Below are 18,640 nucleotides of genomic sequence, written 5' to 3' on the forward strand. Positions count from 1 at the left end.
TAAGTCTAAAAAGCCCTGAAGATCAGGGCTTTTTAATTGAGTTAACTCAGCTTAAAGCGCGATACCACGCTAGATAATTCAACACTGCTTTGTTTGAGTTTGTCGCTGGCAAGGGTTAAATCCTTAGTATTACCTAATGATTGCTCCGTTGATTGCGAAAGATCGTTAATTCTTAAGTTCACTTCATCTGCGGCCGATGTTTGCTGCTCTGTTGCTCTTGCAATTTGGCCGTTCATATCGGTGATCACCGATACTAACCTGTCTATTTCATCCAGTGATGTATTTGCTGAAGAGGCTTGTTCAACCGTAGAAATAGAAATTTCTTGGCTAGATTTTACCGCCTCAACTGCGGCTTTAGCGCCTTCTTGCAGTTTAGCTATCATGGCTTGAATTTCATCAGTGCTTTTACCCGTTCGACTTGCTAAGGTTCTTACTTCATCGGCTACGACGGCAAAGCCTCTACCATGTTCACCTGCCCGTGCAGCCTCAATGGCTGCATTGAGTGCCAACAGGTTAGTTTGCTCTGCAATACTTCTTATTACATCAAGCACCGAACCAATATTATTACTCTCTTGAGCAAGATCAGCGGTTACTTTGCTTACGGTTTCTATATTACTCGAGAGGGTTTCAATGGCGGTAATCGTTTTAGATACTACATTTTTGCCCGTTGATGCATTACTGGCAGTATCATTTGCGGCTTGTTCAGCGGCTTCGGCATTACGGCTAACATCATGAATTTGATGAGTCATTTCCTCCATTGCAGCGGCTACTTGGGTGCTACTGTCGTTTTGAAGCTCAATAAACGACTGGCTGGTTTTGCTAGAATCATCTACAGCATGGGCATGCTCGTTTACATCGTTTGCGCTTTTGGCAACTAGTACTAAAGACTCTCTAATTTTAGAGACAAATAAATTAAATGATCTCGAAAGTTGAGATATTTCATCATTACCATTTTCGTTGAGAGTACGAGTTAAATCCCCCTCACCTTGAGAGATATCTTTCATCATCTGCGCTGCTAAACGAGTCGGCGTTAAAATGCTTCGGCCAATAAAGTAGCTAAATAACACCACCACAATAATCATAATAACAACGTTGATAATGATGATAGTGCGCTGCTGCGAAAAGGCACTGTCTATGGTATCAAGATAAACTCCCGAGCCGATTATCCATTGCCACTGATCAAAACCTTTAACAAACGCAATTTTATCTACGGGGTTGTCATTACCGGGCTTTGGCCATTTATAAGGCACATAACCTTCGCCAGATTGTTTTACAACGCTAACCATCTCAACAAATAACGGGGTGCCATCAGGGTCTTTATTATTAGTTAAATCTTTTCCCTCAAGAGCTGGTTTTATTGGGTGCATTACCATCGCCGGCTGGTAATTATTGATCCAAAAATAGTTAGTGTCATCGTAGCGCAATGAGCGGATTGAGGCGATTGCTTGAGACTGTGCTTGTTGGCGAGTAAGAGTTTGGTTTTGTTCAAGGGCTGCATAGTGCTTAATAGTACTATATGCAGTTTCTACCACATTTTTAGTTTTAAGGTATTGCTCGTTTTTGAGCGCTTGGTATTGATTACTCAAGCTCGAAATACTCAATACAATTAAACCCAGTATTACAATCCCTACTAAAATGGCTAGACGTTGAAATATAGTAAAACGACGGAGATTTAGCATAAACATGTTCCTGTATAAGAGCATTACTTCTCTTTAATAAGCATAGTTAAAATATAGGCTAATAGAGCTTTATTTTCATAATATTGAATTTTTATATTTAGTTGTTAGTAGTTAATTTAAATACAATACAAGTTGCGCGCTCAGGCTTAGATTTTTAGTTACCCTATGCTCAAATTGATTTAATTATTGTTTGTTGACGTTTCAATATATCTTATTTGCATAAAAAAAGGCTGATACTTGTATCAGCCTTTAGTCGAATAATTAACCTAATCGTAGTTAATTTGTATTAAAATTACGGTTAAAGAAGTTAGTAATAGTTTGATGTAAATGAGTTTGAACTTGTTTACCGCGAAGACTATGTTTTGAGCCTGGGTAAGTCATCATTTCAAACTGCTGATTGTTATCTTGCAGCTGTTTAAACAATTTTGTTGCATGGGTAAACAACACGTTGTCATCGGCCATACCATGGTAAATCATTAATGGGCCTTTAAGGCCTTCAGCATATGGGAAAACAGCACTGTCGGTATAACCTTGCGCATTTGTATCAGGGTGACCCAAATAACGCTCGGTGTAGTGAGTATCGTATAAGGCCCAGTCAGTTACAGGTGCGCCTGAAACGCCAGCACTAAAGTAATCGCCTGCTTTAAACATGGTCATTAGCGCCATATAACCACCGTAACTGTGACCATAAATACCAATGCGTGCAGGGTCTACGTAATCAAGTGTACGTAAAAACTCAACGCCTTTAATCTGATCAGCTACTTCAACAACGCCTAAATTTTTATATATTGCATCTTCAAACTTTTTACCACGATTGTAAGAGCCGCGGTTATCTAGTTGAAAAATAACATAACCTTGTTGCGCCATATATTGAAAGTATAAGTTTTTACTACGCCAGCTATTAGTTACTCGCTGAGCATGAGGGCCGCCATACACGTTAACAATAACTGGGTGCTTTTTACCCTTAGCCATGTTTGTAGGTTTAAATAAACGGTAATGCATAACTTGGCCGTCTTCAGCGGTAATAGTACCGTACTCAGGCTGTGCTAAATCGGTTAAAAAGGGAGTTAGTGGGTGAGAGTCGTCAAGTTTATTCTCTTCAAGCCACGTAATAAACTCACCATTGATTTTGCGCAGCGCTGCTGAATTTGGCTTATTCACCGATGAGCTAGTGTCAATGAAGGTTTTGTTATCTTTAGCCAGTACAACATTGTGGTATTGGCCTTTTTCAGTAATGCGCTTAATTGCCCCTTTTTTAAATAAAGGAGCACTGTATAAGTGGCTTTCAAGCGCAGTATCTTTACGCGCTGCAAAGTAAACTATACCATTTTTTTCATCTACGCCTTTTAAGCTATCAACAACCCAGTCACCAGTAGTTATTTGACGAATAAGTTGGCCATTATTAGCATACAAATAAAGGTGCTTAAATCCATCTCGCTCCGAGGCCCACACAAAATGTTTTTTATCTTTTAAAAACTCAAGATCAAAATGTAGGTTTATCCAAGTATCGCTTTTTTCAGTTAATGCGACGGTTTGCTGTTTCGTTTTACTGTTGTAAAAGCGTAATTCTAAATTGTGCTGAGAACGGTTTTGCCATTGGTAAGACAGGGTGTTACTGTCGTTCAGCCATTTCGCTCGAGCGATATAAATATCTTTATCTTCACCTAAGTCAACCCAGTCAACTGCTTGGTTATTAAGTTTTACAACACCAAGTTGAATGTCAACATTGTTAGTGCCAGTAAATGGGTAACGCTGATTAAATAGCTTTACTTCATCAGCATAAATTTCGTTACGAATTGCTTCTTGAACAGGGCTTTCATCAACGCGAGTGAAGGCTATTTTAGATTCATCATTTGCCCACCAATAACCGGTCATGCGGCTCATTTCTTCTTGCGCCACAAATTCGGCCATACCGTTTTTAATAACGCCACCGCCATCTTTACTTAATTGAATTTCTTTACCAGATGCCAGTTCTAATGCGAAGAGGTTTTGCTCACGAACAAATGACACAAAATTACCTTTTGGAGAAAAGCGCGCATCGGTTTCAAATGCTTCAGTGTTAGTCAGCTTTTTACTATTTTTTGTTTTTAAGTCGAAGTAATAAAGGTCGCCATTAAGAGGAAATAATAACGCTTTACCATCTTTTGACCATTTGTATTCAAGAATACCTTTACCAAAAATACGCTGGCGTTCACGGCGTGCTTTTTCTTCATCTGACAGGTTTTCTGGGCCTGAAAATAATTGCGCTGAATCAACGAGCAATCGATTGGTATTGTCTTTTAAATTATATTCCCATAAATCGTAGCGGTTATAGTCATCTGTTTTACCTTGTAAGTAGGTGACACGGCTGCCGTCGGGAGAAAACTTAAGTTGTACCGGAGATTTGCCAGCTAAGCTCGGATCATCAAATATACGCTCAAGCGTTAACGGCTTTGCTTGAACGCTTAATGCGCCCGCCATCAGGGGGATTGCCAGTGAGAGGTGTTTTAGTTTTTTTAACACAGGATTGCCTTTACTTACATAAAATTATCCCCGATGGTAAAGCACAAGCGTGTGCAACTGCAACTAAATGCTATAAAGTGTGTAGTAAAATAACTAAGGATATCAACATGAGTGAAACCCCTTTTATCTTAGCCCCAGAGCTACAAAAAGATTGTATTGAGCTGGCTGATTGGCCATTGTGTAAAGTATTGTTATTGAATGACAGTCAATATCCATGGTTTATATTAGTTCCTAGAATAGCGGGTTTAAAAGAGATAATAGATTTAACCGAGCAGCAACAAATTACTTATTTACAAGAGTCGGCTAAGCTCAGTCATCTATTAATTGAGGTGTTTAATCCGGATAAGTTGAATGTGGCCGCGCTTGGTAATATGGTGCCGCAATTACACATTCATCATATAGCGCGCTTCAAAACAGATATTGCATGGCCTGCGCCTGTATGGGGCAAGTTTCCGAGTATCCCTTATACTAATGAGCAGATAGAGCAATTAAAAACGTATTTTTAAAATTAGAATGAGTTACTTTGAGGGGATAGTATGAAATTAATAAAACAACTTTGTGCCAGTATATTTATGGCAGCTATTGCTGTTTCAACCGTAATAGCGAGTGAGCAGCCAGTCGCTATAGATGTGGTAAATAACGCCAACATTAAAAACTTTGCAGCGCATAACAACGTGGTTTTTTCAGCAGCGCAACCGACTAAAGAGCAGTTTAAGCAATTATCGCAAGCCAAGGTAAAGCATGTTATTAATTTACGTGCAGCAGATGAGCAAGACTGGGATGAAGGCGCGTTAGTCAACTCTTTAGGAATGAGCTACCACGCAATTGAGATTGCGGGTGCAAAAGACGTAAACACTGATAATGCAAAGCAGTTAGCCAATCTTTTAGAGCAACTTAAAGGTGAGTCGGTGGTTGTTCATTGTGCAAGTAGCAACCGTGTTGGCGCGTTAATGGCTATTTCAGCCCACCAGCAAGGTACAGATATAGAGTCTGCGATTGAAATCGGTAAGCAGTGGGGAATGGCAAGCCTTGAGCCGGTTGTACGCAAAGTGGTGAATGACAAATAAGCATACTGATAAGTAATAAAAAAGCGTTACAATGTAACGCTTTTTATTTAATTAGCTTTTGTTAATCAAGGCCAAGCACATCTTTACCTTGTTTAAAGGTCACATCTACAGGGATGTTCGCTTTGCTTAACTTTTCTAAGTCTTTAGCAAGTTCCGCTTTAATATCGCCATGAGTGGCAATGAGTTGATCTACTTTTTCGTAATCACCGTCACCTTGTAGAGTTAAAATAAGGCGCGATAATTTTGCCATGGCATCACCCATTTTATTCATGTTGATGCTGTATAGCCCATCTTCATTTTTGGAAAAAGCACCTTCTTGAGCAAAAAAGTTAAAGCGGATCATGTTTGCTTTACCATGTGCACTTGAGGCACCGAAACGTACTGAGCGGAAAATACCCGCCATAAAGGTGGTGTAGTAATCTTCTAAAGTCCCTTCAGTGATCTCACCTTTTTTAAGTAACTGTTCAACCATGTATAAACCAAGAATATCGGCTTTACCTTCTTCTAAAGCACTAGCGTGTTCTTGAAGTGATTGGCGAACGGTACCTTTACCCGTTAAGGTGTTTTTAATCCCTAAACCGTGAGCCACTTCATGGAACATGGTATTGGCAAAAAATGCATCAAAGGTAATGTGTTTGCGTTGCTCTGGCACAATTAACTGCTCTGAGATAGGCACTAAAATTTTATCAAACTTCGCACGCATTGCGTTTTTAAGCTGTAAACGACGTGTGCCTTTTTCTAGTTGTACCTGTTCATCATTGGGCAAATTAATAGCAATGGTTTTACTGCCAGCATTTGAGTGCCCAGCATAATAAACAACATCATAGGCATTTAAGTCAGCATCTGATCCTGGTACTTCTTGCTTGTACTTGCTATCAACAGGTAAGCCTTTTTGCAGCTCAGGTAAAAAGGCAGCAAATTTAGCCAGGCGTTCGCTCCATTTTAAATCTTTAATTAGTACATACGATTCATAGGCAGCACGGTAACCAAATAATTGGTCTTCGTAGTTTTCAATTGGGCCAATAACCACATCAATTGGATTATTTTTCATATCCATCCAAGCGAAGTCAGAGGCTTGGAAGTCATCGCTTTGTATTGCGTCAGCTCGTAAGTTTAGGTAGTTGGCGAATTCTTTGTCGTCGGCTAGCTTGCTGGCTTCTCTAAGTAACTCAGCAGCTTGAGCAAGCTCTACGGCATATTCTTCTGAATAAGGAGTGCTGTATAAGTTGCCTAGTTCATCACGTTTAATCAGTGAGTAAAGCCCTGTTTTATCTTTTACATCAGCGTTATTAAGCTCTTCTTTGGTGATGTCGGCTGGGTAAAAGCCTGCACCAAGCGGCTTTTCTTTATAGCCTGATAAGAATACTTCATCGCCGTTTAAGCGATCCCATGGGCCATAGTTAATATCAGCAAACTGACGTACTTTTTCATCATCTAGTTGTGCTAAAAAGTCTTGCTTATCTTTACCAAATGCTTGCTTCCAGAATAAATCATCCATAATTTTTGAAGCATCAATAAGTTTAGCTACCATAGCTTTTTGATTGTCAGACAAGTGTGATAAGTCACTTTGTAAACTAAAGTCTGTATATATGTCTAAGCGTTGACGGTCAATATTAACAAGCGCTGGCCCTGAAGGCGTTTGAGAAGCCGTTGGCGCTGAGCTTTGCGGCGTATTACTTGAAGACGGTGCTTGCTCAGAGCAGGCACTAAGAAAAACGATGCCAGAGAGCAGTATTGCTTGGCTAATTTTATTTAAGATCATTATATTGCCTTTAAAAAGTCTATTTTATAACTTGTATACTGTAAGTTAAGGTACTGAAAGCGTGTTAATGTGCCTTAGCATGTTTGCATTAAAGCAAAACACACTAGCAAATAGCAAGTATTAGGCGTTAGGGCGCATAAATCAGTGAGGCACTAGTAAATAATCAATAATTATCTACAATTTTTTCTACTTTGGGTATATGTTTAGTACTGCTAAGCTTTGAAATAATTAATAATATAAGACTTGCTGTAAAGTGTAGGTCATTAAGCAAAGGGATATTTTATGTCTACAGAAAATGCCTTACTCACAATTTTGGTTGACAGAATTAACAACGACACACTGGTGTTACCTACGTTACCAGAGGTAGCGATTAAGGTTCGTCAAGCCGCTGACAATCCAGATGTAAATTTGATGCAAATGTCAGATGCAATAGCACATGACCCAGCACTGTCTGCGCGAATGATTAAAGTAGCAAATAGTGCCATTATGGGTCGTGCTGTAAAGGTGTCTAACTTACATCAAGCAGTGACACGTATTGGCTTAAGGCAAATAAAAAATATAGCTACAGCCATGGCAATGGAGCAGCTGTTTGTATCTAATAATGAGCTAATAAAGGGATACATGGGCAAGGCGTGGCAAAAAACGCTGCATGTGGCCTCGCATTCTATTTCATTGATGGAGTTTTACTTAAAAAGAAATACTCACACTTCGCTTAACCGTGATGCCATTACACTAGCTTCATTGGTTTATAATATTGGGGTGTTACCGATTTTAACTGAGGCTGAGCGACACCCAGAAGTATTTGCCAATCCGAGTTTTTTAGCGCATGCAATTCAACGTTTAAGCGGTAAAATTGGTGGCTCAATAATGAAAGCATGGGAATTCCCTGATGTGTTTGTAGAGGTTGCACAGCACTGGGCTGATGTTAACTATCGCTCTACTGAAGTGAGTTATATCGACTTTATTCGCATTGGTGCAATCCTTGAGGGAACCCTACAAGTATCAGATAAATCTGCGGCGCTACAAACCTATATTGATAAAGGCATTTTTCCTTCATTAGAAATGTTAGAGAGTGAGGAATACTTGCATATGGTTGAAGACGTAAAAGAAATGTTTAGCTAAATTTTTGAACAATAAAAAGCACGATTAGTATCGTGCTTTTTATTTGTTTAATAAAGCTTTTACGCTAAATCGTCTGCATCACCTAAGCCTTGAGTAAGCTCTTCAAGAAGCTGTTTTATTTCCTCAGATGCAAGAATAAAGTCAGCGTCTAGTTTAACCGCCATATCTTCTTTAGGAATATCGGCATTTTCTTCTTTAAGTGTTTCGCTATAGCTTAAACGTTTAATTGAACCATCGTTTTGTAGCATAAACTTAACGCGCTCTTGCCAATCCAAGGCAAGCTTAGTCACGCGTTTACCACTTTCAAGGTGTGATTTTACTTCGTCACACGCTAAGTCATGGCCTTTAAGCTTAACTTGGGCTCCACTGTCATCCGCTTCTTCAAGCTCAGCATCAGAGCCTATAGCGAAGCCCTCTGGAGTACTAAAATTAGTAAGCCAGTCAGTTAAAAACACATCTAAATCATAGTTAGCAAACGCAGGAACAACGGGTAGCGTACCTAATGATTTACGTAGTAACGCCAGAAGCTCTTCCGCTTTATTAAAGCTTGCGCTATTAACTACAACCCAACCATTTTCCTGGTCTATGAACGCAAACTGTAGGCTCGACTTTTTAAATGCTTGTGGCAGTAGCGTGTGCAAGATGTTTTCTTTTAATTCATCTTTTTCTTTTTTCTTTACTGGTCGATTTTCTTCAGCTTCAATCTGATCAATCTTCTCTGCAACAAGCTCATTTATTACAGATGCCGGTAACACTTTCTCTTCACGCTTGGCGCAGACTAAAATGCTTTTTTGTGAAAAGTGAGACAAAGTTTCACCATGTTTACCAAATGCTTTTGTCCAGCCAAATGTTGCCAACTCTTGGCCAGTACATGGACGAAATAGATCTTGTTCTAACGCCTTGTCAAAGTCTTCTTGAGTGTACGAAACGTCTTGTTTAAAGCGATAGCATATAAGGTTACTAAACCACATAGGGAAATGATCCATTTAAAAAATTTGTGCAATCATAGCAATAAAAGCCGCTTCTAGAAACGGCTAATCGAGTTTAAAAAGTGGCAGGGGGGATGACATATTTTTAGGGAACGAAATTCGGTAATGTAACCCTTGATTAGGTTCGCTACTGACTTCAATTTTGCCATTGAGTGTTTGTTTTACGAGGTTAAAAATAATGTGAGCACCTAGGCCACTGCCACCTTCATCACGCTTTGTGGTGAAGAATGGGTCAAATAAACGCTTAAGTTGAGCTGGTTTTAAACCGATACCATTATCTTGATAATTAATAACTAAGTCGTTTTCATCGGTATTTACATCTATGGTGATTTGACCACTATTTATATTTTCAAAGCCATGCACTAATGAATTCATAATTAAGTTAGTAAATATTTGGCTGATCACCCCAGCAGGTAAATTAATAATTAAATCATCCGGGCAGTGCAGGCGAATACTGTGGGATGTTTTTTTAATTTGCGGATGTAAAGAACGTATAACTTCATTGATGTAATCTTTAAAGTTAATGGTTCTTAGCGCCTCACTGGCTTGATCAACAGCAATTTGTTTAAAGCTGGTGATTAAGTCTGAGGCACGCTCTAAATTGTGAGAGAGTAGCTGAGCGCTTTGTGCTGCATCATTAATAAAGCCTTCCAGTGCCGAGGAAGATAGCGATTTATTTTTAAATGCAGTTTCTATTTCAGTTAAGCGCTCTTGCAAAAATGAGGTCGCGGTTACGCCAATACCAATAGGGGTATTAATTTCATGAGTGATACCAGCAACTAAACCACCTAATACCGCCATTTTTTCTGAGCCAACAAGTTGCTCTTGCGCAAAGCTTAGTTCATCGAGTGAGTTTTGTAGTTGGGTTTGTTTACTTAGCAGCTCTTGCTCTGTTTGCTTTCGTAGGTCAACTTCTTCTGTTAATACTGCTTTCTGGCGTTCGAGTTCATATTTTTGTTGCTGCAGATCGATCATAGCTTGGCTTAGGTTTGATGTTTTTCGCGCAACATCTTGTTCAAGCTGTAAGTTTTGTTGATCTAGTTTTTGATTACTTTCGATTAGGTCATGCTGGGTTTGTTTTAACTCTTTTTTATACTCAACAACTTTAGAGATCAAATTGTTAAAAGAGCGTTCCATTACTTTCAGTTCGTTATTTTCATCAGTGACAATTTTAACGTGCTGGCCATCGAGCTCTTCTAATTCAAGATATTCAATTTGCTCAGTGAGTTGTGTGAGCGGCTCAGTTAATAGCTTTCTAAATGCGATTAAAAACAAGATGATTAAAAAGGTGGTTTTAATCATGGCGTTGCCAATTAAAAAGTAAATAGAGAGCATGATGCGACTAAAGATCACGTCGCGGCTAGAAAATAAAGTCACATCGCCTACCTGAGTGGCACGGCCTGAAAATTCAAAAATAAGTGGAAATGTATAGCCAAACAAGCCGGCTTTAGTATCCTCTACCATGACGTCTTCTTGGACAAGTTGCTGGCTATAAAGGTTATGAATGTTTAGTGCACGGCCTAATTGAGAAATAATAGCGCCGTTATCATCACGGATAATAACTCCTTCAACCATAGGTATATCAAGTAATCCTTCTGCGGTTGTTGTGGTTTGCTTTATATTTAGCTCCCAAATTGCTCGGGTTAAACTTCTACCAAATGTTTTTTGCAGTGTGCCGAGCTCATCGCGTATGTAATCTTTGGTATTAACATACTCTGCGAAGATTTGTCCGCAGGTCACCACAAAAGTCAGTATAAAATAAACTGATAAAACTCGTGTGAGTAACTTTGTTGAGAGACTTTTTTGCGGCATGAGGGACTTGTATTTCCTTTAGTTATTCAGCTGTTAATGTACGCTTATAAACATTAGTTAATAAATCATTAAAAATAAACATATATTTTATTATATTGTTATTTTAGGCTCTTAAATAAGGATTCCCTCATGAACTTAACAATAAAGCGTAGTGTGTTAGCCAGCTTGTTTGTAAATTAGGTAGAGTTATTTTGCTAATTTGTATTGTGCATTCATGCATTTTATTGATAACGTTAGTAAAAGATACAGTAAATAACCTGCTCGCTAGTTATGTTGGTTATACTCTTTACTTTTTGCTGACTGAGCAAGCAAATTGATTTTAGCGTGGGTTTAGGTGTTTTATATGAGTTTAATTAAATAGTCATTATGGTGCGTTTTTCTATTTTAGTCTGTGATGACTCAACCGTTGCTCGTAAACAAGTGGTCCGCTGTTTAAATGAGTGCATAGATGCCGATATTCAACAGGCAAAAAATGGTAAGGAAGCCTTGGAGCAGTTGCATCATGGGCAGTTTGATCTTCTATGCCTCGATTTAACCATGCCTGAAGTGGATGGTATTGAAGTACTTGAGCAAGTTAAAGCAAATAAAATAGAAACTTATGTATTGGTAATTTCTGCTGACATTCAACAAAAAATGCGAGAGCGGGTAGCGCAACTTGGTGCAATTGATTTCATTCATAAACCGATTAATAAAATACAACTTAACGACGTTTTGCATAAGTTTGGCATTTATTAATAAAATTCATGATGAAAAAGACTGTTTTATCTTCTAATTTAGGGTTGACAGAATAGCCTTTGTTAAGGCAGTCTTAAGCTTATGAAAACATTTAGTCTTGTAACGACCATTATTATTACAACCACCATTCTTACTGGATAGTGGCATAGGTCGGTGCAACAAATTTAAAGGCCTGTGTTCACTTAGAACACAGGCCTTTTTTCGTTTTATGGAATGAGGAAACATAAAAAATGCGCGTTTTAAAATTTGGTGGCTCATCGCTCGCTGACTTTGCCTGCTTAGAGCAAGTAGCTGCTCTAGCTAAGGCACAATTAAAAGATGAAATGTTACTGGTGCTTTCAGCGCCCGGCGGTATGACAGATTCGCTTGTTGCGTTGGCTAGTGCCGCAGAGCAGGGGCAGGATTTCAACCCGTTGTGGGATGCACTTGTTACCCGCTGCAATGCTTTAAAAGCGGCTGTAGAGGAAAGACAAGGAACAGTTCAAAACTGGCCGGACTTTAACGAATTGAAAAATAAGCTTGATGGGGTTGCATTAATTAAGTGTTGCCCAGATAAAATCAGGGCTTTTATTATTAGCTTTGGTGAACGTGTTAGCGTATCGCTAATGCAAAGCCTACTAGCCGATCATAACGCGCATTATTTACAAGCAATAGACTGTATTGTTTCAACGGGTGGACACATAGACGCTGAAGCCGATTTAGTCGCCAGTAAAGCCCGTTTTCAAGCGGTACTAAAAGAGTCGCCAGCAACGGTTTACATCATGCCTGGATTTACTGCAAGTAATGATAAAGGTGAGCTCACAACACTTGGTCGAAATGGTTCTGATTATTCAGCGGCGATTGCAGCAGCGTGTTTAGAGGCGCAAGTATGCCAAATATGGACTGACGTTGATGGTGTATACAGCGCCGATCCGCGTTATATCAAAAAAGCCACTAAGGTTGATTTCCTATCTTACAAAGAGGCGATGGAGCTTTCTTATTTTGGCGCTAAAGTGTTGCACCCTAAAACTATCCTACCGTGTGCAAAAGCTGGAGTGCCATGCGAAATTAAAAACACTCATAACCCAGATGCACAAGGCTCATTAATTAGTAACGATACGGTATCTGATGAGCCAGTAAAAGCACTCTCAAGCCTACAAAACTTAGCTATGTTGACCGTTTCGGGCCCTGGTATGAAGGGCAAAGTGGGCATGGCATCGAAAGTATTTAATGCATTAGCGCATGATAACGTGTCAATCGTCCTGATCACTCAATCATCATGTGAATTTAGCATCAGTTTTTGTGTTCATGAAAGTGACTTAAACCTAGCGTTAAGTGCGTTGCAAGTGGCCTTTGACTTAGAGTCAAAAGCAGGCTTAATTGAGCCGGTAAATGTGCAACGTAATTTAGCAATAGTAACGCTAGTGGGCGATAACATGCGCGCTCATAAAGGCTTAGCGGCTAAGTTTTTTGCATCGCTTGCTCAAGCACAAGTTAACATTGTTGCTATAGCTCAAGACTCAACTGAAAGCGCTATTTCTGCTGTTATTGACGGTGAGTTGTGTAATGACGCGGTTAAAATCTGTCATGAAAACTTTTTCACTCATGTGCCTTCAATCGATGTGTTTTTATTGGGATGTGGCTTAGTCGGTCAAGAGCTAATAAACCAGCTTGAACGTCAACAAGCATGGCTTGAAAAGCGTAATATTAAATTAAACCTATACGGTGTGGCTAATTCTCGTCAATTACACCTTGATGGTGAAGGCATTGCTTTTGATGATTGGCAACAAAAACTAACGCAATCAGAGCAAGCATTTGATTTAAAATTAGTAGAACAGTTTGTTAAGCAAAATCACTTGGTTAACCCTGTGCTAGTTGATTGTACTTCATCAGATGCCTTGGCTTCGCAATACGTCGATTTTTTAAATGCGGGTTTCCACGTTGTGGCCGCTAACAAAAAAGCGACGACTAGTTCATATACTTATTACCAAGACTTAATTGCAGCAACGCATAAAAATAACCGTAAGTTTTTATACGAAACTAACGTAGGTGCGGGTTTGCCTGTAATTGATAACTTGCAATCACTCTTTGGTGCTGGCGATGAATTACTTGAATTTAGTGGTATTTTATCTGGCTCACTTTCGTACATGTTTGGTGCCCTTGAAGATGGTTTATCACTCTCTGAAGCAACAATTAAAGCCAAAGAAAGTGGCTTTACTGAACCCGATCCTCGCGATGACTTATCGGGAACAGACGTAGCACGTAAACTACTTATCATTGCCCGCGAAGCAGGTATGAAATTGGAGCTTAGCGACATAGAAGTGGAGTCGGTATTACCACAAGGCTTCGCCCAAGGTGACAATGTTGATGAGTTTATGACAAAGCTACCAAGTCTGGATGCTGACTTTAACGACCGTATTCAAAGTGCAGCGAGTGAAGGTAAAGTACTTCGCTATGTAGGCACAATTAAAAATGGACACTGTAAAGTAGGTATTGAAGCGGTGGATTCATCACACGCATTAAGTGTAATTCGTGATGGTGAAAATGCGCTGGCTATTTTAAGCCAATACTACCAACCACGTCCGTTTGTTATCCGTGGTTATGGCGCAGGCTCTGCAGTAACTGCTGCGGGTGTATTTGCCGATATTCTTAAAACACTATCACGCTAGGGGGCGGTTATGATTGAAGTTTATGCGCCAGCCTCCATTGGTAATTTTACGGTTGGTTTTGACTCCCTCGGTGCGGCGTTAGCCCCAATTGATGGCAGCTTGCTGGGGGATGTGGTTACTATATGTGAAGCGCCTCGTGATGAGTTTATTTGTAGTGGCGAATACGCCCATAAACTCCCAAGCGATGCGAATGAAAACTTAGCGTATCAATGTTTAGTGCATTTTCGTACACATGTAGCACCGAATATGCCAGCCGTAAAATTAGAGTTGAAGAAAAACCTGCCTATAGGGTCTGGGTTAGGCTCAAGTGCTTGCTCTGTTGTTGCGGCATTTGCAGCGCTGGATAAGTTTGCTCAAACTAATTTAAGCCAAGTTGAGTTAATAGAGCTAATGGCCGATTTTGAGGGCTTGGTAAGCGGTGGACGTCATTATGACAATATCACTCCTTGTTATCTTGGTGGCTTACAATTAACCGGTGATTTAATTCCAAATAAATCAATAGCGTTACCTGTTGATGAAAACTGGTATTACGTTGCCGCATTTCCTGGCTTTTCGCTCAATACCGCAAAGGCACGCTCTGTTTTACCAAAAGAGCTAAGTATGCATGCGGGGGTTGAGTTTGCGCAGCGATTATCGGCTTTTAGCAGTTTATTACTGACTTCACGTTTTGATGAGGCGCTTTGTATTATGCAAGACAATATTGCTGAACCACATCGTGCGCCACTAATAAATGGTTTTGACCAAGCCAAACTTAGTTTGCCAGAACTCGGTGGCGAAGTGGTGAGTATTTCAGGCGCAGGGCCGACCTTATTTAGTGTATGTAAAACGCTTGAAGCGGCAGAGCAATGCGCGCAGTGGCTAGAGGAAAATTACATCAACGAGCAAGGTTTTTGCCATATTTGTAAATTAGATAACGACGGCACGCGTCAATTAAATGTTTTATAGGAGTAAGAGTCATGCAATTACATAATTTAAAAGAATATTCACAAAAAGTGTCGTTTGTTGAAGCTGTAAAAACAGGACTGGGGCGTAATCAAGGGGTGTTTTTTCCTGAGTCGTTAGCGCCATTAAGTGATGTTGATGCATTACTCGATATGGACTTTGTTACTCGCAGCGGCAAAATTTTATCGCACCTTATTGGTGACGAGCTACCAAGTGATACTGTTGCCCAGATGGTTAAGAATGCGTTTAACTTTCCGGTTAAGCTGGTGGAAGTTGAAGACAATACCTATTGCTTAGAGTTATTCCATGGCCCAACACTGGCGTTTAAAGATTTTGGTGGCCGCTTTATGGCGGAGTGTTTAGCGCAGTTTAACCACGGCGAAAAAGTGACAATATTGACAGCAACGTCGGGTGATACCGGTGCCGCTGTCGCGCATGCTTTTTATAATAAGCCAAATATTGATGTGGTTATTTTATACCCTAAGGGCAAAATTTCACTCGCTCAGCAAAAGCTATTTACTACACTCGGTGACAATATTCATTGTTACGCGATAGAAGGCAGTTTTGATGATTGCCAAGAGTTGGTTAAAAAATCATTTTTAGATGAAGAGTTAAAAGCAAAACTTGGTTTAAATTCAGCAAATTCAATCAATATTAGCCGCTTAGTTGCGCAAGTTTGTTATTACTTTGAGGCAATAGCACAGCTGCCAAAAGAAAAGCGTGCTACAGCGCATATTTCAGTACCCAGTGGTAACTTTGGTAATGTGTGTGCGGCTATGATTGGCGCTGTTATTGGTATGCCAGTTGGTAAACTAAGTGCGACTACAAACCAAAACGACACAGTACCGCGCTTTATGCTTGATAAAAATTGGACGCCTAATGCGACAATTGAATCGCTTTCAAATGCAATGGATGTGAGTAAACCTAATAACTGGCCACGTGTGCAATCAATGTTAGATAATAACTGGTTTAGTTATGACAATTTTTATTCTGTTAGTGTGGATGAGCAAAGCACAAAATCAGTGATGAAAAAAATTCAACAGCTTGGCTATATTGCAGAGCCTCATACCGCGATTGCCTACCAAGGGCTTGTTGAAAATAAAGCAACAGATGCTGCAGGTATCTTTTTAGCGACTGCACACCCAGCTAAATTTAAAGAAAGCGTTGAAGAAGTATTAAATACCGAAATAGCCATGCCAAAACCTCTAGCAGATGCGCTTGCAAAACCGTGTTTAGCCATTGATATGCACAATGATTACGACGATTTACGCAGCGAGCTATTTGCTAAGCTAGGTTAAAGTCACACGTTTAGAAAAAGCGGCTTAGGCCGCTTTTTTTGTTTGTTTATACATCGCTTTAGATACAACGCATAAGCTAAATAAATGTAATAAATCAAATTCATTTAAAATTGTTATTAGTTTATAAAAAAATATCATCATCAAAATGCTGTGAAATAGTTTCAATCCCTGTTTAAATATCCTCAACTTAAGAGCGTAGGCAAAGAGTCGTTTTAAGCGTACAATAAAGCCTGTAAAAAATACCCATACACGTTGCCCAGGAGACCCCCAATGTTAGAACGTAGCATGAATATTTCGGACTTTGATCCAGAGTTATTTGACGCGATGAGCAAAGAAACATCACGTCAAGAAGAGCACATTGAGTTAATTGCATCTGAAAACTACTGTAGCCCACGCGTATTAGAAGCGCAGGGTTCTCAACTTACTAACAAATATGCTGAAGGCTACCCGGGCAAACGTTACTACGGTGGCTGTGAGCACGTTGATGTGGTTGAGCAGTTAGCGATTGACCGCGCAAATGAATTATTTGGTACAGATTACGCAAACGTGCAACCACATGCTGGTTCACAAGCGAATGCCGCTGTTTTCCAAGCACTATTAAGCCCACTTGATACTGTTTTAGGCATGAGCCTAGCGCACGGTGGTCATTTAACACACGGCTCACACGTTAACTTCTCTGGTAAAACATACAACGCAATTCAGTATGGCCTTAACGAAGAAACTGGCGAAATTGATTACGCACAAGTTGAAGCGTTAGCACTTGAGCACAAGCCAAAAATGATCATTGCGGGTTTTTCTGCATACTCAGGTATTGTTGATTGGGCTAAGTTCCGTGAAATTGCAGACAAAGTAGGCGCATACTTATTTGTTGATATGGCGCACGTTGCAGGTTTAATTGCTGCGGGTGTTTACCCAAGTCCAGTGCCATTTGCTCACGTTGTAACAACCACAACACATAAAACATTAGCCGGCCCTCGCGGTGGTTTAATCATTTCTGCGTGTGGCGATGAAGATATTTACAAAAAGCTAAACAGCGCTGTTTTCCCAGGTGGCCAAGGTGGTCCTTTATGTCATGTTATTGCTGCTAAAGCGGTGGCATTTAAAGAAGCACTTCAACCTGAATTTAAAACATACCAAGCTCAAGTTGTTAAAAATGCTCAAGCAATGGTTGCAGTATTACAAGAGCGCGGCTACAAAGTAGTATCAGGTAAAACTGACAACCACTTATTCTTACTTGATTTAATCGATAAAGATATCACAGGTAAAGATGCAGATGCTGCCCTAGGTAATGCGAATATCACAGTTAACAAAAACTCAGTACCGAACGATCCTCGTTCACCATTTGTTACTTCTGGTTTGCGTATTGGTTCACCAGCAATCACTCGTCGTGGCTTTAAAGAAGCTGAGTCAAAAGAGTTAGCTGGCTGGATCTGTGACGTGCTAGACAACATCGAAGATGAGTCAGTACAAGCGCAAGTAAAAGAAAAAGTGAAAGCAATTTGTGCAAAATTACCTGTTTACGCTTAATCCAAGAGTAAAATAGTAATTTAGATCACAACTGCACACATTTTTGTTATGATAATGGCCGCTATGATAGCGGCCATTTTTTGTTTTTAAAACGGAAACACACAGTTATGCATTGCCCATTTTGCACCGCCAAAGATACTAAAGTTATTGATTCTCGCCTTGTTGGTGGGGGACACCAAGTACGTAGACGTCGTGAATGTAATGAATGCCACGAACGATTTACCACCTTTGAAGGGGCTGAATTAGTCATGCCGCGAGTTATTAAGCAAGATGGCAGCCGCGAACCGTTTAATGAAGATAAGTTACTAAATGGCTTAACTCGCGCCCTTGAAAAGCGTCCTGTAAGTACTGAACAAGTTGACGAAGTAGTTAATATAATTAAATCGCAGCTGCGAGCCACTGGCGAACGCGAAGTGTCTAGTCATTTGGTAGGTGAGTGCATTATGGAAGCGCTGAAAAAATTAGATAAAGTAGCCTATGTAAGATTTGCCTCAGTATATCGCTCGTTTGAAGATATACGTGAGTTTGGTGAAGAAATAGCCCGCTTAGGAGAGTAG

14 protein-coding genes are annotated in these 18,640 nt (G+C 39.9%); 9 read left to right on the top strand and 5 right to left on the bottom strand.

What is annotated here, in order from left to right:
* Positions 1–41: 41 nt before the first annotated feature.
* Positions 42–1,679 carry a methyl-accepting chemotaxis protein gene (locus ACNSN2_RS02685; RefSeq protein WP_055012825.1) on the bottom strand — a complete coding sequence of 546 codons (1,638 nt, stop codon included), beginning with the start codon at positions 1,677–1,679 and terminating at the stop codon, positions 42–44.
* 276 nt (positions 1,680–1,955) lie between these two features.
* Entirely contained in the window at positions 1,956–4,181 is a 2,226-nt protein-coding gene (locus ACNSN2_RS02690) for a DPP IV N-terminal domain-containing protein (protein ID WP_418608519.1), read from the bottom strand.
* Between the two features lie 107 nt (positions 4,182–4,288).
* Between ACNSN2_RS02690 and ACNSN2_RS02695 the strand changes: the two genes are divergently transcribed.
* Positions 4,289–4,687 (top strand): HIT domain-containing protein, encoded by a 399-nt coding sequence (locus ACNSN2_RS02695; RefSeq protein ID WP_076919334.1) that lies wholly within the window; start codon positions 4,289–4,291, stop codon positions 4,685–4,687.
* Between the two features lie 30 nt (positions 4,688–4,717).
* A complete protein-coding gene (locus ACNSN2_RS02700; protein WP_418608520.1) occupies positions 4,718–5,248 on the top strand; it encodes a hypothetical protein in 531 nt (176 codons plus the stop codon).
* Between the two features lie 61 nt (positions 5,249–5,309).
* On the opposite strand, the gene ACNSN2_RS02705 is transcribed toward ACNSN2_RS02700, so the two are convergent.
* A complete protein-coding gene (locus ACNSN2_RS02705) occupies positions 5,310–7,010 on the bottom strand; it encodes a dipeptidyl-peptidase 3 family protein (protein ID WP_418608521.1) in 1,701 nt (566 codons plus the stop codon).
* A gap of 282 nt (positions 7,011–7,292) precedes the next feature.
* On the opposite strand from ACNSN2_RS02705, the gene ACNSN2_RS02710 reads away from it, so the two are divergent.
* Positions 7,293–8,132, top strand: coding sequence for an HDOD domain-containing protein (locus ACNSN2_RS02710; RefSeq protein ID WP_010390918.1), 840 nt, complete (start codon positions 7,293–7,295; stop codon positions 8,130–8,132).
* A 59-nt stretch (positions 8,133–8,191) separates the two neighbouring features.
* Here the strand turns inward: ACNSN2_RS02710 and rdgC are convergent, their stop codons facing one another.
* Entirely contained in the window at positions 8,192–9,103 is a 912-nt protein-coding gene (rdgC, locus tag ACNSN2_RS02715; protein WP_418608522.1) for a recombination-associated protein RdgC, read from the bottom strand.
* A 63-nt stretch (positions 9,104–9,166) separates the two neighbouring features.
* The gene (locus ACNSN2_RS02720) at positions 9,167–10,933 is read right to left on the bottom strand and encodes a sensor histidine kinase (protein WP_054202211.1); all 1,767 of its coding nucleotides are present in this window, start codon (positions 10,931–10,933) and stop codon (positions 9,167–9,169) included.
* Positions 10,934–11,299: 366 nt separating this feature from the next.
* Between ACNSN2_RS02720 and ACNSN2_RS02725 the strand changes: the two genes are divergently transcribed.
* The 6 genes from ACNSN2_RS02725 to nrdR all read left to right on the top strand — a co-directional run bounded on the left by ACNSN2_RS02725 (position 11,300) and on the right by nrdR (position 18,640).
* Positions 11,300–11,668: a response regulator gene (locus tag ACNSN2_RS02725; RefSeq protein WP_010390921.1), complete on the top strand. Its 369-nt coding sequence runs from the start codon at positions 11,300–11,302 to the stop codon at positions 11,666–11,668.
* Between the two features lie 230 nt (positions 11,669–11,898).
* On the top strand, positions 11,899–14,316 hold the full coding sequence (gene thrA, locus ACNSN2_RS02730) for a bifunctional aspartate kinase/homoserine dehydrogenase I (RefSeq protein WP_418608523.1): 2,418 nt from the start codon (positions 11,899–11,901) through the stop codon (positions 14,314–14,316).
* A gap of 9 nt (positions 14,317–14,325) precedes the next feature.
* Positions 14,326–15,261, top strand: a complete 936-nt coding sequence (gene thrB / locus ACNSN2_RS02735; RefSeq protein ID WP_418608524.1) for a homoserine kinase — start codon at positions 14,326–14,328, stop codon at positions 15,259–15,261.
* 11 nt (positions 15,262–15,272) lie between these two features.
* On the top strand, positions 15,273–16,556 hold the full coding sequence (thrC, locus tag ACNSN2_RS02740; RefSeq protein ID WP_418608525.1) for a threonine synthase: 1,284 nt from the start codon (positions 15,273–15,275) through the stop codon (positions 16,554–16,556).
* A 270-nt stretch (positions 16,557–16,826) separates the two neighbouring features.
* Positions 16,827–18,083 carry a serine hydroxymethyltransferase gene (glyA, locus tag ACNSN2_RS02745; protein ID WP_008466843.1) on the top strand — a complete coding sequence of 419 codons (1,257 nt, stop codon included), beginning with the start codon at positions 16,827–16,829 and terminating at the stop codon, positions 18,081–18,083.
* Between the two features lie 107 nt (positions 18,084–18,190).
* The gene (gene nrdR, locus ACNSN2_RS02750; RefSeq protein ID WP_010390928.1) at positions 18,191–18,640 is read left to right on the top strand and encodes a transcriptional regulator NrdR; all 450 of its coding nucleotides are present in this window, start codon (positions 18,191–18,193) and stop codon (positions 18,638–18,640) included.

The organism is Pseudoalteromonas sp. US3C1013 (assembly GCF_048401115.1).
Taxonomy (GTDB): domain Bacteria; phylum Pseudomonadota; class Gammaproteobacteria; order Enterobacterales; family Alteromonadaceae; genus Pseudoalteromonas; species Pseudoalteromonas undina.

Bases quoted from the DNA above. Each gene is read 5' to 3' on its own strand.
- glyA (WP_008466843.1), top strand. From the start codon at position 16,827: ATGTTAGAACGTAGCATGAATATTTCGGACTTTGATCCAGAGTTATTT.
- thrB (WP_418608524.1), top strand. From the start codon at position 14,326: ATGATTGAAGTTTATGCGCCAGCCTCCATTGGTAATTTTACGGTTGGT.
- thrC (WP_418608525.1), top strand. From the start codon at position 15,273: ATGCAATTACATAATTTAAAAGAATATTCACAAAAAGTGTCGTTTGTT.
- ACNSN2_RS02725 (WP_010390921.1), top strand. From the start codon at position 11,300: ATGGTGCGTTTTTCTATTTTAGTCTGTGATGACTCAACCGTTGCTCGT.
- ACNSN2_RS02685 (WP_055012825.1), bottom strand. From the start codon at position 1,679: ATGCTAAATCTCCGTCGTTTTACTATATTTCAACGTCTAGCCATTTTA.
- ACNSN2_RS02705 (WP_418608521.1), bottom strand. From the start codon at position 7,010: ATGATCTTAAATAAAATTAGCCAAGCAATACTGCTCTCTGGCATCGTT.
- ACNSN2_RS02720 (WP_054202211.1), bottom strand. From the start codon at position 10,933: ATGCCGCAAAAAAGTCTCTCAACAAAGTTACTCACACGAGTTTTATCA.
- ACNSN2_RS02695 (WP_076919334.1), top strand. From the start codon at position 4,289: ATGAGTGAAACCCCTTTTATCTTAGCCCCAGAGCTACAAAAAGATTGT.
- ACNSN2_RS02700 (WP_418608520.1), top strand. From the start codon at position 4,718: ATGAAATTAATAAAACAACTTTGTGCCAGTATATTTATGGCAGCTATT.
- thrA (WP_418608523.1), top strand. From the start codon at position 11,899: ATGCGCGTTTTAAAATTTGGTGGCTCATCGCTCGCTGACTTTGCCTGC.
- rdgC (WP_418608522.1), bottom strand. From the start codon at position 9,103: ATGTGGTTTAGTAACCTTATATGCTATCGCTTTAAACAAGACGTTTCG.
- ACNSN2_RS02710 (WP_010390918.1), top strand. From the start codon at position 7,293: ATGTCTACAGAAAATGCCTTACTCACAATTTTGGTTGACAGAATTAAC.
- nrdR (WP_010390928.1), top strand. From the start codon at position 18,191: ATGCATTGCCCATTTTGCACCGCCAAAGATACTAAAGTTATTGATTCT.